Source organism: Halomonas sp. (assembly GCF_029263665.1).
Lineage (GTDB): Bacteria > Pseudomonadota > Gammaproteobacteria > Pseudomonadales > Halomonadaceae > Halomonas.
In genome coordinates this window covers 1-25,430 of record NZ_JAJUFQ010000006.1, presented here as the reverse complement: position 1 = coordinate 25,430, position 25,430 = coordinate 1, and the positions used below count along the sequence as shown (strand labels likewise).

The 25,430-nt window shown below is 55.7% G+C and carries 19 protein-coding genes; 5 read left to right on the top strand and 14 right to left on the bottom strand.

Translation table 11 applies throughout. The annotated features are described in order from the left end of the window. Positions 1-74 precede the first annotated feature (74 nt). The 3 genes from Q1K07_RS07890 to Q1K07_RS07880 form a co-directional block, all read right to left on the bottom strand. A complete protein-coding gene (locus Q1K07_RS07890; protein WP_300309566.1) occupies positions 75-1,334 on the bottom strand; it encodes a hypothetical protein in 1,260 nt (419 codons plus the stop codon). Further along, positions 1,335-2,540, bottom strand: coding sequence for a hypothetical protein (locus Q1K07_RS07885; RefSeq protein ID WP_300309564.1), 1,206 nt, complete (start codon positions 2,538-2,540; stop codon positions 1,335-1,337). A 66-nt stretch (positions 2,541-2,606) separates the two neighbouring features. Then, positions 2,607-4,112, bottom strand: a complete 1,506-nt coding sequence (locus Q1K07_RS07880) for a hypothetical protein (protein WP_300309562.1) — start codon at positions 4,110-4,112, stop codon at positions 2,607-2,609. 350 nt (positions 4,113-4,462) lie between these two features. Here Q1K07_RS07880 and Q1K07_RS07875 point away from each other — a divergent pair, with 350 nt between their 5' ends. Further along, the gene (locus Q1K07_RS07875) at positions 4,463-5,809 is read left to right on the top strand and encodes a hypothetical protein (protein ID WP_300309560.1); all 1,347 of its coding nucleotides are present in this window, start codon (positions 4,463-4,465) and stop codon (positions 5,807-5,809) included. 82 nt (positions 5,810-5,891) lie between these two features. Next, entirely contained in the window at positions 5,892-6,416 is a 525-nt protein-coding gene (locus Q1K07_RS07870) for a hypothetical protein (protein WP_300309558.1), read from the top strand. Positions 6,417-6,677: 261 nt separating this feature from the next. Here the strand turns inward: Q1K07_RS07870 and Q1K07_RS07865 are convergent, their stop codons facing one another. From Q1K07_RS07865 to Q1K07_RS07835, 7 genes are all read right to left on the bottom strand, one after another. Continuing rightward, positions 6,678-7,550, bottom strand: a complete 873-nt coding sequence (locus Q1K07_RS07865) for a DUF6708 domain-containing protein (protein WP_300309556.1) — start codon at positions 7,548-7,550, stop codon at positions 6,678-6,680. A 173-nt stretch (positions 7,551-7,723) separates the two neighbouring features. Further along, positions 7,724-8,776 carry a DUF6708 domain-containing protein gene (locus Q1K07_RS07860; RefSeq protein ID WP_300309554.1) on the bottom strand — a complete coding sequence of 351 codons (1,053 nt, stop codon included), beginning with the start codon at positions 8,774-8,776 and terminating at the stop codon, positions 7,724-7,726. A gap of 73 nt (positions 8,777-8,849) precedes the next feature. Beyond that, positions 8,850-9,908 carry a DUF6708 domain-containing protein gene (locus Q1K07_RS07855; protein WP_300309552.1) on the bottom strand — a complete coding sequence of 353 codons (1,059 nt, stop codon included), beginning with the start codon at positions 9,906-9,908 and terminating at the stop codon, positions 8,850-8,852. A 3-nt stretch (positions 9,909-9,911) separates the two neighbouring features. Beyond that, positions 9,912-12,626 (bottom strand): T6SS effector BTH_I2691 family protein, encoded by a 2,715-nt coding sequence (locus Q1K07_RS07850; RefSeq protein ID WP_300309550.1) that lies wholly within the window; start codon positions 12,624-12,626, stop codon positions 9,912-9,914. Continuing rightward, positions 12,623-13,543, bottom strand: coding sequence for a DUF4123 domain-containing protein (locus tag Q1K07_RS07845; protein ID WP_300309548.1), 921 nt, complete (start codon positions 13,541-13,543; stop codon positions 12,623-12,625). The genes Q1K07_RS07850 and Q1K07_RS07845 overlap by 4 nt, the downstream gene beginning before the upstream one ends. A gap of 6 nt (positions 13,544-13,549) precedes the next feature. Beyond that, positions 13,550-16,147, bottom strand: coding sequence for a type VI secretion system Vgr family protein (tssI, locus tag Q1K07_RS07840; protein ID WP_300309547.1), 2,598 nt, complete (start codon positions 16,145-16,147; stop codon positions 13,550-13,552). Between the two features lie 242 nt (positions 16,148-16,389). After that, positions 16,390-17,286 (bottom strand): LysR family transcriptional regulator, encoded by an 897-nt coding sequence (locus Q1K07_RS07835; protein ID WP_300309546.1) that lies wholly within the window; start codon positions 17,284-17,286, stop codon positions 16,390-16,392. Positions 17,287-17,559: 273 nt separating this feature from the next. Here Q1K07_RS07835 and Q1K07_RS07830 point away from each other — a divergent pair, with 273 nt between their 5' ends. Both Q1K07_RS07830 and Q1K07_RS07825 read left to right on the top strand, forming a co-directional pair. After that, positions 17,560-18,801 (top strand): benzoate/H(+) symporter BenE family transporter, encoded by a 1,242-nt coding sequence (locus Q1K07_RS07830; RefSeq protein ID WP_300309545.1) that lies wholly within the window; start codon positions 17,560-17,562, stop codon positions 18,799-18,801. 124 nt (positions 18,802-18,925) lie between these two features. Next, positions 18,926-19,957, top strand: coding sequence for a DMT family transporter (locus Q1K07_RS07825; RefSeq protein WP_300309544.1), 1,032 nt, complete (start codon positions 18,926-18,928; stop codon positions 19,955-19,957). On the opposite strand, the gene pobA is transcribed toward Q1K07_RS07825, so the two are convergent. Beyond that, positions 19,939-21,153 carry a 4-hydroxybenzoate 3-monooxygenase gene (gene pobA, locus Q1K07_RS07820; RefSeq protein ID WP_300310018.1) on the bottom strand — a complete coding sequence of 405 codons (1,215 nt, stop codon included), beginning with the start codon at positions 21,151-21,153 and terminating at the stop codon, positions 19,939-19,941. The two genes, Q1K07_RS07825 and pobA, sit on opposite strands and share 19 nt — an antisense overlap. A gap of 186 nt (positions 21,154-21,339) precedes the next feature. Between pobA and Q1K07_RS07815 the strand changes: the two genes are divergently transcribed. Further along, positions 21,340-22,293: a helix-turn-helix domain-containing protein gene (locus Q1K07_RS07815; RefSeq protein ID WP_366945045.1), complete on the top strand. Its 954-nt coding sequence runs from the start codon at positions 21,340-21,342 to the stop codon at positions 22,291-22,293. Between the two features lie 82 nt (positions 22,294-22,375). Here the strand turns inward: Q1K07_RS07815 and Q1K07_RS07810 are convergent, their stop codons facing one another. The 3 genes from Q1K07_RS07810 to Q1K07_RS07800 are packed head-to-tail and all read right to left on the bottom strand — an operon-like array spanning position 22,376 to position 25,275. Next, positions 22,376-23,665, bottom strand: a complete 1,290-nt coding sequence (locus Q1K07_RS07810) for a TRAP transporter large permease (protein ID WP_300309543.1) — start codon at positions 23,663-23,665, stop codon at positions 22,376-22,378. Between the two features lie 30 nt (positions 23,666-23,695). Continuing rightward, positions 23,696-24,223: a TRAP transporter small permease subunit gene (locus Q1K07_RS07805; RefSeq protein ID WP_300309542.1), complete on the bottom strand. Its 528-nt coding sequence runs from the start codon at positions 24,221-24,223 to the stop codon at positions 23,696-23,698. Positions 24,224-24,228: 5 nt separating this feature from the next. Next, positions 24,229-25,275, bottom strand: coding sequence for a TRAP transporter substrate-binding protein (locus Q1K07_RS07800; protein ID WP_300309541.1), 1,047 nt, complete (start codon positions 25,273-25,275; stop codon positions 24,229-24,231). Positions 25,276-25,430: the final 155 nt, after the last annotated feature.

Below are 25,430 nucleotides of genomic sequence, written 5' to 3'. Positions count from 1 at the left end.
AGTGGTTGGGAATAGCATGATGAAAGGGAGAAAGGTGACGAAAGAGAGCTAGAAAGGATGATAGCCCTACCGCTTCATGGACGAAGCCAGCGGTAACCGTAATGATCTTCGGAGTTCGGGTAGCGGAACTCCAGAATGCCGGCTCCTGCCGGATCAAACACCCGCTTATCCTCGTAATAAGGCAGGTCTTCGATTGCCTTCCAGGTTTCACCTGCGTCTCGACTGAACAACATGTGTTGTCCATCTCCCCGCCCAGCCTCCATCAACAGTAGCTTGTCACTACCCTGCAAGTTGGTCAGTGGCGAACGGCCACTGGCCTTGATCGGTAACCACTTACCAGCGGACAGGCGATATAAGGTATAGCGTTCACGTTCCTCTGCACGGTAAATAGCGTACAGCTTGCCATCTGGACCACTGACGAGATCCCGCAGCTCACCAGGGCGTTCACCAGCATCAACGACCTTGCCGGTTTGATCAAACTGAAACATCACTATGGAGTGGGGTCCACGCCCCTGATCACTCACCATGGCGTAAATCCGCCCGGTTTCATCCATGTTCCAATGAAAAAATACCAGTGAATCGTTATGCAGCAGTATACGTAGCGGAGACTCACTCAACAGTGAGCGAGCATTGGCCAGCTCATTCCAGTGACTCCCACCATCCTCCGAGAAATAGAGTGATCCTGAATCAGCAGCCCAGATGCGCTCACCATCGATTCGCAGTACTTCAACAGTACTGGCACTATCAAGCACGTCTTGAGCAGCCAACCGCCAGTGCACACCGCTATCGTCAGAGACGAAAACACTTTGGTTATAAACCTTGGCGAGCTCGGCAAACAGATAGCAGCGTCCCTGTTTATTGCAGCCCATCCCAGAAACCTCGCCCTTCAAGCGCCCCACCACTTCCACTTGATTGCCATTGGTGCGCATCAGGTAACTCAAGCCTTGACGGCCAATCTCCCCCAAAGGAGCAACACTATGGCGCACTTGCCCACCAGTTTCCGGTACCACAAGACAATTGAACACGGGAAGGTGCGAACCGGTTTCCACTTCCCCCTGTGCAAGGCAAGAAGTACGGCATCCTCCCGCACTGGAACACATTTCAACTTCGCCATCGCGGCCTCTCGCCCCCACGCTCAACAGGCTTCCATCGTTGGTGGCCGTGGCTTGAAGCGTATTCCATTCAACAGGCTCCTTGAGTGGAACCGAGAGCGTCTGTTCCGGCTCGACATGCCAGGCCTGGGCATACCCCACCATCAGATACCAGACAAAGGCGAAAGCGCCATAGCATAATGAAGCGGCATACAGCCACGGGCGAATCCATTCAGGCAGCATTCAGGAAAACTCGTTAATAACCGGGGAACGCCCATTGTGCAGACGCCACTGCAGCGCCAAGGCAACCACTTTTTCTACCGGTATCCCATGCAATGAGATCTTTCTTGAAGAGTGCCGCTGGATATACCAGATAATCAAACCAATGCCACTGAACATCATCATAAACATCATCATGAAAAAACCGCTGATCTCAGCCAGTTCCACCCAGTCCCAATAATCTGGCCCCACCCCCCGAGAGTGCCAGTCATAAAGGGTAAAACCACCCAGGCACAGAGCCATGAATGTCACTATTCCTACTACTACCCCAAACGCAACTCGACGCGTCTGTGGTGAGTATGGGCTGCCATGATAATTCGCGTGAGCAATACCATCGGTAAGGTTGAGCACGCCATGCACCTCGCCATCGTCGACCATGGTCAGCAACACGATACGATCTGACTCTCCGATAAATAGTGGTGCTTGGCGCCGAAACACAAAGCTCTTCGAGCCAAGCATTCCCGACGATTCTGCCAGTGTGAACGTCTCTCCTGCACAGCGCAGCTGATAGCGCCTGATATTCTCGTCAATACGAAAGAGTCCTATCTCTGAGGCAACCCCCTGGATCAAGCCGACGCCACCATAAACACCGTCGTCAAGCGGTAGTGTGTCAGCCTCTGAACATGACGGCCCTTCGCTCAACACGATTGGCTTTCCGGCCTTCAATGCGACAAGCTCTCGCCGCAGTTTCCACTTTATCGGATGTAGCCATAGGACTAGCGCCACTAATGTAAATGGCAGAATGACTGTGCCAATGATACCAAGGAAGGTTTGGACCATAATCAGCATCGGTTTATCGCTTGGCATCATGAAAATCACTATCGACAGGGCAAGAATCAGCCCAACACCCAGCAATGGCCAACGCAAGTCCTGCCGCTCAGGTTCCCAGGATTCGCCATTGGCGAGCTGGAACCAGTGGAGCCAGGCACTGCCATCACGTAGACGATGTGCCCCAATTGTCAGTTGACCTCCCTTCCGAAGCTCCTGTTCAGGTAGACCGTACTCGAACTGCTCACTTAGAAAAAAGAAGACACCTTTATCCGTGCGTAGCCGGCACAGCGTACTGCCATCATGAATAACACGCTGCTTGAAATCTTGGCACTGGGCATTGACACAGAAGACCTCTCCAGCACGAACAACTCCCAAAGAACGAACAGCGGAAGCAATCATCGGTCGATCGCCCTATTGATAAATTTCAGTACAGTAATGGTGGTACATGGAATCAGATTACACGGGTCATTCACTGGCGGAACCATCCTTGAATCGTCGTGTTGAAAAGTGCGAAATGTCCACGCCCTGCTGTCGAAAAGATGTCTCAAGAACCTGAACAACCTGAGCAAACTCCTCATCACTCATACCATGATACTCAGACGAAGCTACCATTAAGCGTGGTGAGGGCGTCATCTTCAACCAGTGTTCTACAAGCATCATGGGAAGACCTATCTCACCCTGCCTAATTCGGGCAGGAAGGTCAGAAATGTTGTGATATCGGATACGCCATGCTGAATCACTCATCAGAGATTTTTTGGCATCTTTTCGAGCCTGTCCTTCGGGCATAAGCATAAAGAAGAACAACGCTTTCTCACCTGGGATTGGCTGCATCGAGATATTTGATACATTCACCAGAGTCAGCTTGCCATCATGCCTTAGACCAATTCGATATCCTTCAACTTCGCCATTGCGCAGAAACCTGGAAATATCGCCTGCGATGTTCATCGTATCGATCGATGTAATGCCAATTTGATGCCGAGTGGAGACATTCGGTATCAGTACTGGCTTGATATTGCTTCCGATATCACGTCCCCAGAGATAGACCGGTCCTTTCTGCGCCACAGCATGCTGCAGCCTGCTGGAGCTGCGCTCGAGTGCCTGAGGTGCTTGCTGTTGCATCCTGGTAAATGGATCAGGCGCGATCACCGACTTGATCTCAGGTCCACAGGCCCGTACCAGATAGGCCAGCGACAACAGCACCATCGCGACAGAATAGAGCTTATGATCCCTGGCCAAATGCTGCTTGAAACGCACCCCTGCCTGGCGATTGGCCTCTCCCAGTTGCCTGGCAACCGAAGGCATATTCTGGTCTTGCCTTGCGGTACCCTTTCCAGGCGTTTGCATAGCAGATGGTTTCTGCTTCGCCTTGGTACTGCCGTTCGGGGCCATGTACCGCACAAAATCACGTGGCAAGAGGGATGGTGCGTGTTTTGTTTTTGCACCAAACAGTTGTTGCTTACCGGGCAGCCCTGCCTCGAAATACGCTTCAGTCTGTCCCCGCACCCCAGCCAATACGGCTTCGATGAAGGCGAGATAATCCAGCAAGTCTTCGGCGTAATAACGATTATCGAGATGAAAATGCAGCCGACGGCCACTCTTGAGTCGCAGACACAGCGATGGTGCTGTGGCGCCTTTGCGCCTCAGTGACACGTCACGGCCTTCGGCATGCCTGGTAATATCGCTAAAGTCGATTCGCCCGAAGAGCCGAGAGTCGAACCCCGTATGATCAAGTTCAACCATTTCCTCCTGGCCTCGTACTCGCCGGCCACGCCACCAGCAGACAAGCACCGATACCAACCAGGCGCCAATCGCGACGGCTTCTATCCACCTGATCCATTCTTCGGACAATGCAACATTCAAGACAGGAAGGACAATCGCCAGTAGTGCAAGGCCAACACATGCGATCACCACTGCCATCCCGCTCAAGTCGGCTCGTACATGGTGATATTGCAGAATGATCGGTGGTTTCATCGGCTAGCGCTTTTTCGTCCATTGAAAAAGATCAAGTAGATATTACCTACCTGATGGCGAAGTCAGCCATTATATGAGAATACTTCTCGAGCGTCATGAACAGAGAGTTTCCATATTGCAAAGTTTCAACATCTCATCTAACCACATCAAATCATCCAGCCACACCAAAACATTGACTTCCTCTCTTATACATTGTGCCATTTCAGCCAACTGGACTTTTCTTGACCTTACCAGCTTCATTGCCATCACTTGGCTGTTACCCTTCGCTTTGTTACGGCATACTTGCTCTTCTCCATCATTTCTAAAATGACTATTTATTCATCCTGTTATCAGCCACCGCTTCCGACCCTATGACACTTGCCACCAGTAATACTTCTCCTGCACATACCTCCGCCATCCCGCTTCGCCTGGGCTTCCGTGGAGGATTTCTTATCGTTCCTTTGTTACTGATCAGACTGATTCAGACACCGTCTCCACAGAGCAACAGGGTAGTAACAACACTTCTTCTTGCATTTTTTTTCTTATGGTGGCTCAAGTTTCACTTCAAGAAGCGCCAGAAGATTGATGACTTGAACACTGTTATGCGTCTTAACTTTATTTCTCTGCTTTTAGCAACCGTCGCCTTTCTGGTAGGTACAGCGTTATGCTGGCCATGGAATATCTGGCTAACCCGGATCGACGAAGCCTTGAAAGGTCATCGTCAGATACATATTTCCTCCCTGGAGCAGCTCCAACAATACCAGCCTCAATATAATGATGAAGTCATCATTACCGACCTGCCAGCTACCTGTGCCGCCGAAGAGCTCGAAGATCGCTGGGGGATATCCCATATATCAACTCGCTGGGATTGCAGTCGAGCGGTAGCTGGACCAATCCAACCCATCGACGTCATTCATATCGATGACGATAAACGCACTGCACTTAGAGACTTGATCACACTCTACGACAGCGAATTCACTCAGCTGACTGGTGATGAATATGCCGCTCTATACAAAAACGTCCGTTATAGTAAATATTTGTATGCCCACCGTGAACATCAAGTTAATCACCTTGCAGAGTTAATCAATGCCGTGGCTTCAATCTGTCCAGGTTCCGATACGGACTTAGAACAGTGCGCTACGCTCAAGGATAAATTGCCTCTCGATGGCTATAACTGGGAACAGGCCGTTGCCCAGGCCAATAGCAACGTTCCTCTTCCTGAACGACTGCTGAATGATCAAGACTACGCCGTGCTGAAGAGAGACATGAGAGACATGGTGAGTGGTTTCTACGCACAGGTCATTCAGCGCACCTGGAAAATTCTGAAGCAACAACAGTCTTCTTCCTTGCTACTGGATGATGCTGGTAAAAACGATAGAGTTGTCTTCTTTTCCCCGAAAGAAGCCTCTAATACCATGGAAGAAGAACGTTTACCATACAACGACCTTTCTCAAAATGCTTCTGTCTGGAGCTCTCTGAGCCAGGACTTGCAGCTAAGTGGCACAGCACGCCTGAGTGGCTACTGGGTCGCCAGCTACCCCAACGCTCAACCACCAATACTACTTCTCGATTCCAGCTACTTCTGGATCCCTCTATGGATCGCTGTGCTACCATTTATTGCGCTAAGTGCAGTTGCACTGCAGTGGTTATACTGGCTATATAGAAGTCTCAAGGATTATCGCCGCTTAATGCGCAAGAGACAGGAACCAGTATTGTGAACCATGGAATCGACTTCAACATGGTGCCATTTCATCGGCCATATATTCTGTAGTCGTACGCCACATAACAGGGATGTTTACAATGAGCGTAGTGGTTATTGGGTTTCTTGTAATTTTTGTCTTTTTCATTGCACTGGGAGCGCTTCTTTTACTGTTCTGGAGAGGCTTGCCTGGGCCGAAGACCATTGCCATCTCAGCCATCTTACTGTTTGGGTTGATGGTATGGCATGAAATTGACACCGTAACCCCCACGGCCTTGGCCAATTTCACATATGGCTTGCTTATTGGCAGTGGTTTTACGCTTATATGGAAAGGCGGATTTCTGGCGATAGGTAAAGTCGCCTCGTGGGAACCATCACATTCTTCCAAGGATCGGCTTCAAACCATTTTAATCCTTGGTGGTATCCTGGTCATGGTGGTTGGTGTATTGCTTCTGATTGTATCTGTAGGCTGGGCCACTACACTGATCTTCGGCTTCAATGTCGTTGCCACATGGCCACCATCACCGTGGGGGCTGCCTCCCTCAACAGGATTGGCAGGTCTCGCTCTCGGCGCAGGTTTACTTTGGGTAATTTGGGCATTTCTGCCATGGAAACGTCCGGCCTGACATTATTCAGCAAAATCATGTATCCCATCAATTAGAGCTTACAACCGGGAAACTTCCAGGCCACCAGTGGTGTTTTGCTCGATTTTTCTGACCGAAGCGTACTGGGCGCTCGGTATCGGTCACCGGGCGGTTGATGGGAAAGTGGTTTCTCTTTCCAAGTCCTGCATAATCCATGTGTTACCTCGCCGAAAAAACAAAGCCGGAGCGCCCACCACCGGCCTCGCCTTTCAGGTTCCAAAACCTGTCGATTGCTAATAACAACTAGAAAAGCTCCCTCACCACCCACCCAATAGCAACACCGATTACTACCAGTCCGATTACAAAACAGATCACCGGCCAGTCCAGCTCCCAGAAGTCATACTTACCATTGCTACGCCAGTCTTTTTGGTAAGGATCATCAGGGTCAACCTTACACTCGGCCTCTATATTTTCAGGCCAGCAAGGAATCTTACTCGTATACATGGCTAACCATCTTCCTAAAGTAGTGATGGCCAATATTGGAGAGAAAAGTAGTTGCCCTTTGAAAGGCCACTTTGCCGCTGGTGAAAAGGTTGCGATCAGCCCAAACCTGGCCCCTTCACGACGCCCATCAACCGGGAGGTATATCTCTGTAAGATTACAGCTTTTCTCAACCCCATCAGGTTCCTCCATGTAACGCCGGATATATTCCCAAAGCTGGAGCACCCCTTCTCTATCCCCAAGGTAGGGATATCCAAGAGTAAAGGTATCCTTAATAGTTTTCCCGTCCTCACCTAAAACATGCGCTCGGATATCAAAACTCTTATCAAATAGAGGTATTTTATTCTCTTTTATACAGATATATAGATCGTCCCAAGATACTACCAAAACAGTATCTTTTGGCCTACTGACATAGACTTTTCGATTTTTTCTATTTAATCGAATCGGGTAGTGAGATTCTCTAAAACAATCAAATCGCATTCCTCTATAGCCAATCCATGCAAAGATAAGAAACACCACTATAGCAAGTGACGAAAAAATCCATGTTTCCGTGTTACCTTTGTTAAGAGCAAGCCATAAAAATGCTACAACTCCCCCTATACAAGGAATAGATATAATTGCACCTTGCCATGCAGCAAACCCTTTTACAGGATACCATCGATCGACCAGCTCCATATATGTACTATTGATTTTGATAACAGACAACCAATCTGATGGAGCGACCATAGATGCTTGTTTTATGCTTACCATCCCTGCCAAAACCAGTGTAATCCATCACTCAAGCTCAGTAACAGCAGCCAATACCAGCCCATGCATATTGGCTGCCAACAAGAGAATAAACTGCCCGCTCAGCGCCAAAGATCAGACACAACCCAACCAATCAACCCTACGAAGCCTCCTACGCCAATAACCGTGCAGATCATTGGCCAATAGAGTTCCCACCATCCGATCGTGTCATTGTCGCGCCAGGTCAGCGTGTAGGGGTCATCTGCATCCACTTGGCTTTGCTGTTCAATCTCTGCCGGCCACTCCGGCACCTTGCTGGTCCACATCGCCAACATCCGGCCGACGGCGTTTAGGCCAAAAAAAGGCGAAAACACCAACTGCAGGTAGGGCCAATGAGCCGCCAGCATAAAGCTGCGTGCGATACTCCAACGCCAACCCTCCTTGCGACCGTCCACTGGTACCAAATACCCGATATTCTCTTTGAGATGATGCCAGGTGCGCTCAACACCGTCCTCCGCTTCCATATAGGGCTGCAGAAAGGCCCAGAACTTGTCGATCGACTCGGCGTTACCCAATGGAGAGGGATACCCTAGGGAAAACGACTCGCGTACCGTTTCGCCGTCGGCATCCAGCACATGGGCACGCAGGTCATAGGTGGTACCGCTGAGAGGACTCTTGGCTTCGCCAAGAGTGATAAACAGGTCGTCCCATGGCACCGTCAGTACCGTGCCATTCTGGCGGAAGAAATGCACCTGACGTGTCTTGCGATTCAGACGCATGGGGTAGTGGGTCCAGCGACCACATTCGGTGCGGACCAGCCACCAGCCCCCCCAGACAAGCCCCAGTGAAATGGGAAGCAAGACGATCATCATAAACCATAGCGCTGCACGCTGATCAGTGACAGGCGCCCAGAAGAAAGCAAGTACGATCATAGTGGCAAAAAAGAGACCACCCAGTGCGACACATACCCCAAACCAAGTATTGAACCCCTTGATCGAATACCAGCGATCCACCAGTTCTATATAATTGCTGTTGCACTTTATGACCGATAGAAAATCCATCGGTGGTGCACTACCTGGCGTCTTCTGATGATAACGTGCCGCACGCTCGACCTCGGTCAAAGGGCGGTCCACGGGAAAGCGGATATTGCGGTAATCCAGTCCAGCGTAATCCATCACTCAGGCCCGGTAGCAGCAGCCAACATCAGCCCATGCATATTGGCTGCTAAAAAGATAATAAACTTCCCGCTCAGCGCCAAAGATCAGACACAACCCAACCAATCACCCCCATGAAGGCTCCTACACCAATAACCGTGCAGATCAGTGGCCAATACAGCTCCCACCATCCGATCGTGTCGTTGTCGCGCCAGGTCAGCACGTAAGGGTCATCCGCATCCACCTGACTTTCCTGTTCTACTTCTTCAGGCCACTCTGGAACCTTGCTGGTCCACATCGCCAACATCCGACCGACGGCATTGAGGCCCAGAAAGGGCGAAAACACCAACTGCAGGTAGGGCCAATGAGCCGCCAGCATAAAGCTACGTGCAATACTCCAACGCCAGCCCTCCTTACGGCCGTCTACTGGTACCAAATACCCGATATTCTCTTTGAGATGATGCCAGGTGCGCTCTACGCCATCTTCCGCTTCCATATAGGGCTGCAGAAAGGCCCAGAACTTATCGATCGACTCCGCGTTACCCAAAGGAGAGGGATACCCTAGTGAAAACGACTCGCGTACCGTTTCGCCGTCGGCATCCAACACATGGGCACGAAGGTCATAGGTGGTGCCGCTGAGAGGACTCTTGGCTTCGCCAAGAGTGATAAACAGGGAGTCCCATGGCACCGTCAGTACCGTGCCATTCTGGCGGAAGAAATGCACCTGACGTGTCTTGCGATTCAGACGCATGGGATAGTGTGTATAGCCCATGCATTCAACTTTGAACGCATACCACGCACCGAACCAGGCGAATAAAAAAAGTACGACCGACAATAAAACCAAAAATATAGCTGGACCAAGTTCTGAAACCATCGGATCTCCTACAGGGAGAAAAACAGCATAAAGTAATGCACCTCCTGCAATCACTGCTGCTCCACCCAACATGACCGAAAGCCATGCCCAAAACCCTCGAATGGAATACCAGCGATCAACAAATTCGATATAGCTACTATTGAATTTGATCACTGAGAGGAAGTCCATCGGTGGTGCTTCTTTCGACTTCTTCTGATCGAAACGTGCTGCGCGCTCAGCATCGGTCAACGGACGGTTGATAGGAAAGAGATTCCTCTTTCCAAGCCCAGCATAATCCATAATTCAGCCTTTCATATCGTTAAGGGCCAGCTCCAGCTCGTTCAGTTCCAGCTCCGGATCTTGGTAACGTTCGCTTTCCTCGAACTTGCCGAAATAGCACCGTTCCAGCCAGTCCTGCACCTTATTGTCCTTGAATATCTCGATCAATATCGCAATAGCGATAACCAATACCACCAATACAATACCGATACCCGTAGCAGACAAACCAATAACCGTAGTCCCAAACCAGCCCGCAAACATTCCCAGAGCAAGCAAGCTAAACGTACCTGAGGCGAAGAATAATCCTCCGACCCAACCATTTCCTTCTCCAAGCTCTTGGAATCCGCGTCGAAAGTCCCATAGCGCCATCACCCCACCCGCACCGATGCCCAGGCCTCGACCAGCAAAACGTAAGATGCGTCCAACATAACGCTCGATGCCTTTCCCTAGTCGACTACCTACCTTAGATGCGCTGTCCGACCATTTGCCTACCGTCTCCGCCAGCGTACCTATCAAGCCCACAATGCCGGTGTGATAGCGCCAGCTGTTTTCGTTCTTCTCGTGCGCCATGCCGCTGGCCAGGTCATCGGCCAGCTTGCCCAGCGCCATGCATTGCAGAATACCGGTCACCACACCCAATCCGGCTTCGGTGGGCAGCAACTGGCGCCAACGTAGACGTGTCAGCTCTGTACGGTCGGCCTCGGTCAAGATCGCGGCCTCGGCGAAGTGCCGAGCATTGCCCTGAGCATCCTTTCCGGGGAAATCTCCAACGACTCTGGGGTCGGCCATGATCAGGTAGCGGTACTTGCCAGTACCTTCAAGGTGAGTCCCGTAGATACGCGCCTTGCGCATCTGGATATCGATCGCCCGGTTCAGGTCATCCAACGTTCCCACTTGTGGGTTGACCGCCATCATGCGTGCGACCAGCTCCGCAATCGCGGCGCGTTTGCTCATCGTCACATCGGCCATAATCACCGGTGCACGGGCAATGACACCCATTGCCACCAGCGCTGGCCCCACAGCCTGGTCAACCGCATTAGCCGCCACCTTGGCGAAGGGGCCACCCAATGCGGCTGCCAGCCGTACTACCGCGTTCTGGCTGCCGTTGCGCAGGGCATCGAGTGCCTCGCCGTAACCGGTAATCAAGCCATCCCAGGGTAGCCCGCGCAGGGCATCTGGCTTCAGGCCACCCTGCAATGTCTCATCCCACTGTCCCAGTATCACCTCCTGGTGGTAACCCATGGCTCTCAGCACCAGGTTGCGTCGCTCAATCGTCTTGGCAGAAAGCCAACGGTGGTACAGCGCTGCACATGGAGAGTACTCCTGCGTATCCTGAATACACAGCAGCAGCGTATCGACAAAGGCGGCACCGGATTCGATATCGTTATCGTCGTGCTGGGTGTCCAGATGTTTGTGGAGGTTATCGCTCTCCATCCACTGCACATGTGCCCGAGCCAGCGGGTTAAGCTGTTCGATGTCGAGGGTACGCAATTCCTTTTTCCAGGCGCTCTCCCAGGATTGCAATTCCGCCATATTGAGCTTGTCGGTGTAATCGCTCCAAGCGTCTTCCCGAGCGGCAGCCAGTTGCTCGGGAGTGGGGTCACGAAAGCGTTCCAGTGTCTCTTGCTGCTGTTCGCGCACTCCTGGGACGAGCATCGCTGCCAACGCCATTCCACCGGCACCGGGACCACTGCCATATGCCAGTTGAATGGCTTGGCGCTCGGTACGATAGATCTGTCGATTTTCGGCGTCTTCGCGAATACTGTGGCGGATATTGGCAATGGCAGAAGAGATTGCCAGCGGTCGAATTTTCTTCGTATCAGCCATCTTCTCGTCTAGTTTTGCCCTCATCAGGCCTGCCAGATCAGCCGCGATGCCCACCGGATCATCCAGGGCAACCATCAGTGGCGGCATGTCCAGCGGTTCGGCCTGTTCCTGGGCCCAGGCCACCAAGCCTTCGACCTGATCATCCATGCCATGGATTGGCGCCGGACTATGGCTGAAAGGATAATGCAATTGATAGAGTTCACGACGCATCAAGGTGACGGGCGGCAGATTGGGTGACATCCATGGATATCTAGCCTCCGCCACCCGCTCGGCCAGCTCGGCCATTGGTGCGGCATGCTTGGCGCTACCGCCACGCCATTCAGCCAGCGAGAGCTTGCGCATATGGTCGCGCCGCTTCACACCGCTGTCGCATATCTGGGCATTGGTGGCATGTTCCTTCCACACCCGCTTGGTCCAGGCGGTGTCGGAAAAGGCCAGATAGATATTATCGGCCTGATCGGCATTGGGAATGGTGATGCAGCGCCCGGGGTAATGGTGCTCCGGGTTGGCGGTGCAGGTGAATTCTTCATCCTGTGTAGGCGGTTGCAACCTGCTATCGATACTGCCCTGGGCCTTGTTCGGGTCCAGGCGCAACAGCACATCGTGCTTGATTTCCGTGACGTAGGGGAACAGATAACCTTTCTCTGTCACCACATAGCCAGACCAGCTGCCACGGGTTTCATTGAACACATACAGGTATCCGCCACGCACCAGTCGCAAGGTATAGGCTTGCCCTTCCGGTAGCGCAATATCTGTCACGCCATCGCCAAACGGCCCGCTCAGCGCAGGACCTACGACTTCCCTGTTGCCGCCGTCTGTACGCGTAATGGCATAACGCAAGGGCAGGATCGGCAGGCCCTTCTTCTGGCAATACGGGCACTCTGCAATCGTCTTGTTGTCTGCTTCGCTCATGGAGCCTCCTTGCGTATGTCACGGTCATCCAGCTCTGCGGCCAGATCCATCATCCTGGCATCATCGAGATCCGCACAGGCCTGGGTATAGGTCATCCCCGGCTCTCTCGCGCGCTTCAGGCAGGACAGAATGACGGGGTGGTCATGCATTCCGGGGTGGAAGCGTACCGCCTGTTCGGCGTATAGCTGGCGGTCGTCGTCTTCCGGCAATGGCCACTGTTCTGCCTGTTCAAGCAGGTTGTCGACCCATTGCCACAGCACCGCGTTTTGCTCCACTTCTGGAGCCAACAGCACCAACATCTCCAGCGTGCTGTTGAGTAGCGCCAGCCGATCGATGCGCTGCCATTGTTCCTTGCTGAGAAACAAGTGATACACCTTGGGTGCCTCACTCGATTGATGGCGCTGGTGATGCCAGCGTCCATCGTCATCCGGCCAGGTCCATGCATGAATGGGGCCCAGCAGGACATCCATCTGTTCGGCGTCCAGCTGCCAGCATAGGTGGCGAAAGACATAAGGGTCGTAGAACCGCAGCCACCAATAGCGCGAATCGCCCTGGCGGCGCTGCTCCAGATGGTGCATGAGATGCCTGGCGACCCGCTCCGCCGGTGCATGGCTACCAAGCAAGGCACAGAAGAACGCGACGCCACGCTGCCGGTGTCGCTCGATCCGCTCGCGCAGAGCGAGTCTTGCGTCACGGGGCATCTCATTCAATCGCACCAGTTGTGGCAACAAGTGCGGGCGGGCGTTGACATTGGGCGTGAGCAGCGGCTCACAGGGCAGATCTGCCCAGTCTTCGGCATCAATAGACAACGGGTTAAGCAAGGCGTACTGGTGCACCAGCAAGGCGTCTTCCGGCAAGGTATCGACCGTACTCTGTCCTTTGGGGGCTTGATATTTAGGAGCTTGGTATTGCCGCATCCTGCCTTAACTCCCTAGCGGTGCAGCGCCGCTACGCTGCTGGTCGGCACCTGTCAGTTGCGTTTCGCAGCCGCCTTCCGGCAACTCCGGTATGGCGCCGTCCATCCCTTGCGGGCCGGAAAAGGCATGCTGTGCGCCCTTGATATCAACCTTGCCCGGGCAATGCACTTCGATATCGCCGCCCTTGATGCGGATATACCCGCCACCGCTGGTAAGCAGGATTTCCTCGGCGGCTTCGATGCGCACCTTGTTCTCGGTCGAGGTGATCTTGACGTCCTTTTCGGCCGTCAGGGCCATTTCATCGCTCTGGGCCTGAATGTCCACCTTGCCCTTGGCAGCGAACAGCTTGATGCCGGCACGCTGCACGAACAGGGAAATTCGGTCGGAGATGGCGCCGATCAGGCTCTTGCCTGCGGCCAGGTTGATGTCGTCGCCGCTGGTCACGCTCAGTGACTTGCCCTGGGCCAGATGCGTCGATTCCGGCGTGCTGGCGGCAATCCCCGCAGGTGAACTCAGGTGCAGCCAAGGCGCCTTGAGATGCGCGGCCTCGCCGCGCCCGGCCTGACTGGCGCCACGCGCGGTGGACTGATCCTGATCCGAGGCAGCATCGGTGCTGCCGTATGTGCCCTGGGTATCGTCACTGGCCTGCTTGAGATTGGTACGCGACTCGAGGGCATCAGCATTATGCTGGGTGCCGCTTTCACTCAGGGCGTCCGCCAGACGATGCGCGCTCGAAAGCTGCTCGGTGGCCTGCGTCAGTTCGAGCTGGTCGCCAGAAGCGCCGAGTTGGCCCCAACTGGTCAACAGCAGGCCCTGATTGGCGCGGATGGCACCGTAGGCATCGGAGCGCAGTTCGAAGCCGGTACCGCGGAAGGCGCCGCGGGTATTGCCGTTCTGGTGAATCAGATAGCCAAGGTTGAGCTGGCTCTTGTCGTACTCGGAGTTGAGTCGCACCCGCTCCTGGTTGGTGGCGTCGTCGAACACCAGTTCGTTGAACTTGCCGCCGCGGTAGGTCTTGGTCTTGAAGCCGGACAGTAGGCCGTTGCTATGCCATTCGGGGGTCTGGTCACCGTTGTACACCCGGCCAGTAATGAGTGGCCGCGAGGGGTCGCCCTCGAGAAAGCTGACCGTCACTTCCTGGTCGATACGCGGCACGAACACGCCACCCCAACCGGCCCCGGCATTGGGCTCGGACACGCGCAGCCAGCAACTGGAATGGTCATTGCGCTGGCCCTGGCGGTCCCAGTGGAACTGCACTTTCACCCGGTTGAGGTGGTCGGTATGAATCTCTTCGTTTTCCGGACCGACGACGATGGCCGTCTGCAAGCCACGCAGCACCGGGCGTGGATGATCGAGGGGAGAACGGTACGGCTGGCTGAGGCGTTGGGATTCGAAATCAACCAGGTAATGACCGGTACCGGCCTGCTGGTAGTCGTCACGGTGCAGGCTGTCGTCTTCGAGCCCATGAGCACGACGCGCCTCGTCTATCTGTTGCTGCAGGCTGCCTGGCAAAGTATTGAGATGCACCGATACCGGCAGCGCATTTTCGGCATGAATGGTCAGGCCGAGCACCAGGAACTGGCGTTCGCTCTCGTTACCGCGCTCATGGCGAGCATGCTGGCTGAGCTCGAACCACTGGCCGGCCTGTAGCTGGCGAACCCCGCCAGCCCCGTGAAACCGCTTGGCCTGAGATTCCAGAGCTTCCATGCGATTGACGGTCAGGCGCTCGCCGCGAGGATAGTCGTGATAATAGTACTCGCCGGGATAATCGTAGACTTCGATATCCGGCAGGTTGCCCTGGTCGCGAATGGTGTCCAGGCCGGTACGTTTTTCCAAGCGTGGCTGCTTGTAGTCGAAGGTGCCGACGCTGACACGGTTGGGCTGCTGGCGACGCCGGCCACCCCATTGAGTGATGGTGTCTTCTGTCTCGGTGGCATCCTGGCGATGGAAGCGGATGGTCTGTGGCGTAACCGCTGAACAGGTTGCGGGGTCATCGGTGAACACGATGCGATGTCCATCGAAATCATCGCCTTCGCCAGCATGTTCTGCATACCACCAGATACCTTCTTGCTCCATGAGTCGACTGATGAAATGGAAGTCTGACTCGCGATACTGCACTTCGAAGGAGCGAACGGGATACTCGCGGCGCAGATCGAGGCGCCAACCGCCTTGGGCGACGACATGCGGCTCGAATACCGCCTCGAGGATGTCGACGACATTCTTGTCCTGGAAGATGCGGCTGTCGCGGCCCAGCTGGAGCATCGCCAGCCACGGCACCAGCGTCACCTGATAATAAAATACACCGCCATCTTCACCGAGCATGGCAGCCGACTCCACCAGACCGGACAGCGGGCGGTACTGGCCATCGGCCTGGCGAATGCCGAGTTCGGCAGGCTGCGCGATCAGGCTCTTGAGCTCGATATCGCCGCGCTGGGAAATGCAGTCGAGGGTATAGGAAAACGGTCGCGACAGGCGCTCTTCGCCGACCAGGCGATGCGGAATCAGATCCGTGCCGCCGAGCTTCAGGGTCAGCAGGCGTTCGTGCTGCGATAGCGGCCCCGACAGAATACGGGCCAGTAAATCACCGGTGTCGTCCGTGAACATGATTGCGTTTTCCTCGATGCCGCTATGTTTTTCCTCAATACCGCTATTTCTTCATGCCACTACAAGGGCAACACAGCATATATTTGCATGGCTCAATGACTGAGTTGTGTTGCGCTGAACGCGCACACTGACTGATTCGGCATTTCCCGAATGGAGCACATTACAGCAAGTACACAGAGTCGCCCACCGGCGACATCACTCACATCTTGTAATCAATAACGTAATTGATTGTAAGAGATCACTTACAATTCGCTTGAGAACAGCTCTACCAGCCAATCGATGAACACTCGCAAGCGTGGACTCAGGTGGCGATGATGCGGATAGAGCACTGCCATGGGCAAGGGCGTCAGCCGATACTGCGGCAGGATCTCGACCAAGCTCCCCGCCTGCAGTTGCCGTTCGACATGGTAGCGCGGCACCTGGATGATGCCAAAGCCCGCTTCACAGGCGGCCACGTAGGCTTCGCCGTGATTGACGACGACATTGGCAGGCATATCCCATGGCACTTCCTTGTCAGCAACGCGAAACGCCAGAGGGTCCGGCCGGCCGGTGGTCGGCGACTGATAGGCCACACAACGATGGCCTTCCAGTTCAGAAAGCTCGGCCGGTACACCATGGCGAGCCAGATACTCCGCGCTGGCACAGGTTACCTGCTCCAGGCTACCCAAGGGCCTGGCGACCAGCGAGGAATCTTCCAGCACACCGATACGCACCACACAATCCACGCCTTCCCGCACCAGGTCGACCATGCGATCGCCAATACCGATTTCGAGCACGATGTCCGGGAAGCGCCGGTGGAAATTCGGTAACGCTGGCATAACCACCAAGCGTCCCAAGGATGCGGGCAGATCGACTCGTAACCGACCATGCGGCTGGTGCGCCACCTGGGACAGGGCACTTTCGGTTTCTTCGATCTGGGCCAGGACATCGCGACAGTGCTGATAATAGGATTGACCATCCAGGGTGGTGCTGACCTGACGCGTGGTACGTTGCAGCAGGCGCACGCCCAGGCGGGCTTCCAACTGGCGAATGATGGTGCTGGCCGAGGCTCTGGATATTGCCAATTGCTCGGCGGCCTGGGTGAAGCTGCCCAGTTCCACGACCCGAGTGTAGAGCTGCATGGCATCGAAGCGGTCCATGAATGCCTCAACACTGTTCAATGAGACTGAACAGTGTTGCCACTCCAAATCTATTTATCAATTTTTCTTCACCCAATACGCTACGCCTTATAAGTTACGGACCATTCGTTACGAGCTATTCGTTACGAGCTATTCGTTACGAGCTATTCGTTACGAGCTATTTGTTACGAGCTATTTGTTACAAGCCATAAGCTACGAACCATAAGCGACAATCAACAAGCCGCCGTACAGCTCAAACAACAGGTCTACAGACAACAGGTGTACAAACAAAAGATGCACAAACAACAGATGTACAGAGACGTATCCCTCTCTACCGTGATGGCGGGATTTCTGGCGGTGCTGGTGTCCTATTCCGGGCCGATGATCATCTTTTTCCAGGCCGCCAACAGTGCCGATGTGTCCAATGCCATGCTGACTTCCTGGGTATGGGCGGTTTCCATCGGCTCAGGCATATCCGGCATTCTGCTCAGTCTGTGGCTCAAGGTTCCCGTGGTCACGGCATGGTCGGCGCCCGGAACCGCCCTGCTGATCACGCTGTTTCCGGAGATCACACTGAATGAAGCGGTAGGCGCCTATATCAGCGCGGCCGTCATCCTGTTCGCGATAGGCATCAGCGGCTATTTCGACAGGTTGCTCGCGGTCATTCCACGAGGCATCGCCAGTGCCATGATGGCCGGCATCCTGTTCCAATTTGGCGTCGGCATCTTCCAGGCAGTGGAAGTCTCACCGGCGCTGGCCTTTGGCATGATCGCTGCCTACCTGGTGCTCAAGCGCCTGTTTCCGCGTTACTGCCTGGTGCTATTGCTGGCGGTGGGCGTAGCCTTGGCCGTTGCCTTCGAGGGTGCCAGCCTGGAAGGCGTGAGCCTGTCACTGGCCATACCGCAGTTCATCACTCCAGAATGGAGCTGGTCATCGACATTGAGCCTGGCCTTGCCCCTGGTACTGGTCAGCCTGAGCGGACAGTTCATGCCCGGTATGACCATTCTGCACACCTCCGGTTATAACACCCCGGCCCGCCCGATCCTGGTCGGCACCGGTATTCTGTCTGTGCTGGTAGCCTTCTTCGGTGGTATCACCATTGTGTTGGCTTCGATCACCGCTGCTCTTTGCACCAGCAAGGATGCCCACGAGAATCCCGACAAGCGCTATATGGCCGGCGTCGCCAATGGCGTGTTCTATCTCATCGGGGGCTGCCTGGCCGGCACCATCGTGTTGTTGTTCACTGCCCTGCCGGCAACCTTCATCGCCGTGCTGGCAGGCTTGGCGCTGGTTGGCGCCATCGGCAACAACCTGATGGGTGCCGTCAATGCAGAAGATCATCGCGAAGCCTCACTGTTGACCTTTCTGGCCACCGCTTCGGGAATGTCCTTCTATGGTCTGGGCTCGGCCTTCTGGGGAGTGGTGATCGGGGCTGCTGCCTACCTGGCGCTGCACAAGCCCTGGCAACGCCAGATGGCCACCGCTAAAGATACTGTTGCCGAGTCGCCCAAGCTCAAGTCTTCAAGCCGCCCATGAAGTCAGCTTCAAGGGTGGATTGAAAACGTGCTTCCAATTAGCATCCTAAAGACGCGCTGCCCCTTCGTCGGTCAGCGCGTGGCCGTTGCCTTTTTCGCTCCCCTTCACTTCTGCGTGGTCCACCATGGCGTCCCGATCCCCCTCCGTGCTCCCATCCACTGCCGATGCCAATCCGCCAGAACCGGGCCTGGATACGAAGACGCTGAACACAGAGGTGCTGGATACAGCACACCTGGATGCCAAGTACGACCGCCCGATGAAAGGCATTGCCTTCATGCTGGCGGCGGGATTGTTGTTCTCCATGCTCGATTCCAGCGTCAAGGCACTGGCACAGGATTACTCCCCCGTGCAGGTGGTGTGGGCCCGTTACCTAGGCCACATGCTGGTACTGAGCGCTTACTTCATCTGGCTGGGCAAGCGCCGTGGCACTGCCATGCTCAAGACGACTTCACTGAGTGGCCAGTTCACCCGAGGGCTGTTATTGCTTGGCGCCAGCACCTTTGCTTACCTGGCCTTTCGCACACTGCCGCTGCTGCAGGTCTATGTGGTCAACTTCAGCTCACCGCTGCTGGTGACACTGCTGGCGATTCCGCTGCTCAAGGAAAGAGTGAACACCCTGCAGATGCTGGCCATCCTGCTGGGCTTCGCTGGCGTGGTGATCTGCGTCGGACCGATCGACTGGCGTTCCCAGCCGGCCATTCTGCTGCCCTTCGGCATGACGCTGTGCTTCGCCCTGTACCAGCTGAGCACGCGCAAGTTCGGTCGTGAAGATCATCCACTGACGTCACTGTTCTATGCGGGATTGGCCGGGGCCCTGGTCAGCAGCGCCGTGGTACCGGCGTTCTGGTCGAGCATCGAGTTACGCCACTTCCCCTTGTTCGCTGCGGTAGGCATCTTCGGTGCAGCCAGCCAACTGGCTCTGATTCTGGCCATGCGCTATGCCCCGGCCTCGCTGGCTTCGCCCTTTCTCTATCTGCAGATTGTCTGGGCGGCGCTGTTCGGCTACGTGTTCTTCAATGATGTGCCGCGCCCTGAAACCTGGGCCGGTGCCGCGTTGATCACCATGGCCGGCATTGCCCTGGCCGTCACCAAGAGGCGCGCTCCCAGGCAGGCCAGCACGCCTCAATCCAGCGCTTCTCATTCCAGCGACTCATAGGGCAAGCCAACGTAGTTTTCGGCGAAGGTGGTGAGGCCGGCGGTGGAACGGCTCAGATAATCGAGCTCGGCCTGCTGCATGCGTGTAGTGAAGTCTTCTTCGTCAGAGAAGGTATGCAGCATGGATGTCATCCACCAGGAGAAGCGCTCGGCCTTCCAGATACGCCGCAGGCAGGTCTCGGAATAGCGCTCGATCAAGTCGGTACGGCCTTCCTGATACACCTTGCACAGCAGACGATAGAGCGTATTGACGTCGCTGGCGGCGAGATTCAGCCCCTTGGCTCCGGTGGGCGGCACGATATGCGCGGCATCGCCGACCAGGAACAGGCGACCGTATTGCATAGGCTCGACCACGAAGCTGCGCAGCGGAGCGATACTCTTCTCCAGCGCAGGCCCCGTGACCAGGTCGTGGGCTGTGTCCTGCGGCAGGCGACGTTTGAGTTCCTCCCAGAAGCGCTCGTCCGACCAGTCCTCCACTTTCTCATCCAGTGACACCTGAAGGTAATAGCGGCTGCGGTGAGCGGAGCGCATGCTGCACAGAGCAAAGCCGCGCTCATGCCGCGCATAGATCAGTTCCTCGGACACCGGCGGGGTATCCGCCAGCAACCCTAGCCAGCCGAAGGGATACACGCGCTCGAAAGTCTTGATGCGATGCTCGGGAATCGCGCGGCGCGAAACACCATGGAAGCCATCACAGCCGGCAACATAATCGCAGTCGATACGATAGCGCTCACCATCCTTTTCGTAGGTGATGTAAGGCGACTCCGTTTCCAGGTCGTGGGGCTGCACATTGTCGGCTTCGTAGAGGGTCGTGCCACCGCAGGCTTCGCGAGCCTCCATCAGGTCGCGGGTGACTTCGGTCTGGCCATAGACCATGACCGTCTTGCCTCCGGTCAGCGCCTTCAGATCCACTCGCACCCGACGGTTGTCGAACGCCAGCTCGACCCCGGAATGAGGCAGTCCTTCAGCTTCCATGCGCCCCGCCACACCGGCTTCATGCAGCAGGTCGACCATGCCCTGCTCCAGCACACCGGCACGAATACGGCTCAACACGTATTCGCCGCTCTTGCGTTCCACAATGATGTTATCGATGCCCTGACGCTGCAGCAGTTGGCCAAGCAGCAGACCGGAGGGGCCAGCGCCGATAATTGCAACCTGAGTTTTTTGACGTGAAGAAGGCGAGGAATCGGGCGTCATGCTGCTGGTTCTTGCGCCCATGCTGGTGGCTCTTGTGCTCATGCTGGTGGCTCTCATGCAATCGTGTTGTTGTGATAAGTTGCATTTTTCAATGAAACCCACCCTTTCTTAAGGCATGATTGGCATCAATACTTGGACATTTCGCACATTCGTCCTAGACCTTGGTCGAACCTTCGAGAGACCGCCATGGCAATGACGCTCCACCACGCTCCTACCGCGACTGCCCTTGAAAGCGACGCCCTTGCCGATGGCAGCGCTGTTCCGGTGTTCAAGCTGTATGGTGAAACGCGGCCCTGGCCGACGCCGGACCTGTTGCATTGCGAATCCATTCCTGAACGCAGTCAGTTGCACGACTGGCATATCCACCCCCATCGCCATGCCGACCTGTTCCACATCCTGCATGTTGCCAGCGGCAGTGTAACGCTGGAGCTTGAAGGTACCACTCATACGGCCAATGGCCCGTTGGTCATCGTGGTCCCGGCCATGACCATCCATGGCTTTCGCTTCGCCGAGGATATCCAGGGCCACATCATCACCCTCGCCCGCCCCCTGGCGGAACGCTTCGTACATGCCCTTGACCGACAGGCCAAGGTCCTGGAACGTGCCGATTACCTGCGCCTGGAAGGAGACAACACTGCCCAGCGCGTCATGCAGCTGGTCGAGCATATCGCGGAGGAGTATCGCCACCCGGCAGCGGGACGTACCAGTCTGCTGGAATCATTGGTACTGGCATTGTTGGTGATGCTGTCGAGGCTCAGGCACGATGCACCCGGTGCTCGCTACCATGGACTTCGGACTGACAACAAAGGACGCGAACACCTGGCCAGATTCCAAGCGTTGATCGAAGCGCAGTATCGCCAGCAACCCAGTATCGAGACCCTGGCCAGCGAGCTGGGGCTGACCAGCGCCCACCTCAATACCCTATGCCGACGCCTGGCCAACCGCAGCGCCCTGCAAATGCTGCATGAACGCCTGCTGCTCGAAGCCAAGCGCCAGCTCACCTACACCAACATGACCGTCAGCCAGGTGTCCGACTCGCTCGGTTTCTCCGAGCCAGCTTACTTCACGCGTTTTTTCAAGCGACTCACCAGCCACTCCCCCCGGGCCTTTCGGCTAGGTCAGGGGGAGAGAGAGCGTTGATGTGGGACCAGCTTTGTTGTCGCCAGACCTGCTGCAGTCATTAAACCGATGTCGTTATAGCGATACCGTTATAGCGATGTCGTTATAACAACAGGAACGTGGTCAATATGGGGAAGAGGATCAGCAGGGCCAGACGGATGAAGTCCGAGGCGATGAATGGCGAGACACCGCGGAATATCTCGCCCAGGCCAACATGTGGGGCCATGGCCTTGATCACGAACACGTTCATGCCCACTGGCGGCGTGATCAGGCCCAGCTCCACGGTCAGCACGGTGATGATGCCGAACCACACCGGATCGATACCCAGGGACTGGATGATCGGATACACCACCGGCACCGTGATCACCAGCATGGCGATGGAATCCATGAACATGCCAAGCAGGAAATACAGCAGCAGGATGCACAGTACCACCAGCATGGGCGATAGTTCGGCGGCATAGAGCAGATCACTGATCGAGAAGGAAATCCGCGACACCGAGATGAAATAGCCCAGCGTCTCGGCCCCCACCAGCATGAAGAACACCACCGCCGACAGGGCCAGGGTTTCCTGCACGCTCTGCCATAGCCCAGCCGGACGCATGCCCTTGGCCAAGGCATACAACAGTGTGGCAAAGGCCCCGACACTGGCCCCTTCCGTAGGCGTGAATACGCCCTGGTAAATCCCCAGGATCATCACCAGAAAGACTGCGAAAAATGGTACCAGCCCGCTCAGGGAACGGAGCTTCTCGCTCCACGCCGTCGGCTCGCCCGCCACCGCCAGCGATGGTTTCAGGCGCATCACCACACTGACCGTCAGGGCGTACATCACCAGCCCCATCAGCCCCGGGATCATACCGGCCATGAACATGTCACCGACGGATTGCTCGGTGAGAATGGCGTAGATCAGCAAGGCGATGGAAGGCGGAATCATGATGCCCAGCGTGCCGCCCGCCGCCAGCGTGCCAGTGGCCAGCCCACGGTGATAGCCGTAGCGTTCCATTTCCGGCAGCGCGACACGCGTCATGGTGCTGGCGGTGGCCAGGGACGAGCCGGAAATCGCCGAGAAGATGCCGCAGGAGCCGACCGAGGCAATTGCCAGCCCGCCTTTCCAACCACCGCAGATCACCCGGGTGGAATGAAACAGCTTGCCGGCCATGCCCGAGTGCGCGGCCAGCACGCCCATCAGGATGAACATGGGCACGGCACTGAAGCTGTAGTTGGACAGCACCTCGACCGGTACGCTCTTGAGCTGGGCGATGGCCGCGCCCCAGCCGACTATCTGAGCAAAGCCGACCACCCCGACCAGCAGCATGGTCAATGCCACCGGCACGCGCAGGGCCATCAACAGCAACAGGCAACCCAGGCCAATGGCGCCGATCATTTCGCTGCTCATATCCATCCCCTGCCCATATCAATACCGAGCTCAATCCCCATGCGACACCTCGACTTCAGCAGCAAACAGCATGCCCAACAGCGCATGGAGCAGACTGCGCAGTCCCAGCAACAGACTGAGCAACGCGGCGACCAGATAGATTGGACCCATCGGCAGGCGCAGGTCCTGGGTGATTTCCCCGTGCTGGGTAGCGGCAGTGGCCGATTCCAGCAGACCAAAGCACAGCACCAGTCCCAGGGCCGCAAAACCCAGCAGGTAGACGCCATGCAGGCGGTGCTTGAGCCTGTCGGGCAAGCCGTGGGAGAACACTTCCACCACCACCTGGCTCTTTTCTACATTGGCCGCCATGGCCGCCAGCAAGGCATACAGCATCAGGTAGCTGACCAGCTCGACACTGCCGGTCACACGCAAGGCAATGGCGCCTTCCGTCAGTCGATACAGGTAACGCGTGCTGACATCACCGATCGTCACCGCCAGCAGGGCGACCAAGGCCACACCCGCTATCAGCCGGCACAGCAGGGCCAACCAATGGCTGGCCCGTTCCAGAGAGGTTTGCATGGCGGTTACTCTTGGGTGGCGGCCGCTTGTGAGGAAGAGCAGGCTTGGCTGGCATCGAGTGCTGCCTGGTAGACGTCTTGGGCGTTATCGATGCCACGCTCTTCCAGCTCTGCGAGATAGCCATCAATGCCGTCCTGCAGCGGCTTCTGCCAATCCGGATCCTGCAGCGGATTTTTCACCTCACGGATGGTATGGCCAGCGTCCTCGGCTTCCTGCTTGCCTTCCACATCCAATTGGTCGAAGACGCCACCGGCCTTTTCTGCCCACTTCATGCCGGAGTTGGCATCGATCACCGCCTTCTGTTCTTCGCTCAGGCTGTCATAGACGCGCTGATTCATGGTGGCCACGAAGATCAGCGTATAGAACGGCACCTCGGTGTGATAATTGACCAGTTCATTGATGCGGAAGCCTTTCAGACCTTCCCAGGGGAAGCTCAGTCCATCGATCACGCCACGTTGCATGGCGGTGTAGATATCTGGCGCCGGCATGCCCACCGGGCTGGCGCCCATGTTTTCGAGGATGTCCCCGGCCACCGCGGTCGGGCGACGAATACGCATGCCTTCCAGATCGGAAGGTTTCTGGACATCGGTATCGATGGTATGTATCCCGCCAGGGCCGGTGGTGAACATAAACAGCGGATGGGTATCGGCATATTCGTCGTCCAGATAGCCATCGTCATACAGGCTCTGCAGCACGCAGGCACCCTGGCTGGCACTGCTTGCGACACCGGGCAGTTCGACAATCTGCGATAGCGGGAAACGCCCCGCCGTATACCCTTGGGCCGTCGCACCGATATCCGCAATGCCCTTGGATGCTGCGTCGTAGATGGCATCTGGCTTGGCCAGGGTGCCGGAAGGGAACATCTGGACACGCAATTCTCCACCGGATTCTTCTTCGATGGTCTTGGCCCAGGCTTCAAAGATGTCCTGATTGATTCCGGAAGCGCCCGGCCAGAAGTGGGCCATGCGCAACGTGGTCGCCGCTTGAGCAGCGGTGGCAGTCAGGCCGGCAATGGAAGCCACCAGCAGGCAACGGGTCAAGGTACGTTTCATCGACAGGGGCCTCGCGTTCGTATATCGAACAAATGTTCTTATTGATATAAATTGCTACAAACGTTACCCGATGATCGAAGTGAGCGTTAAACGACTTTAGTTGTACCTACCATATCCTGCCTTGCGCAAATAACTCCCTGACCCTCTTCCCCCTG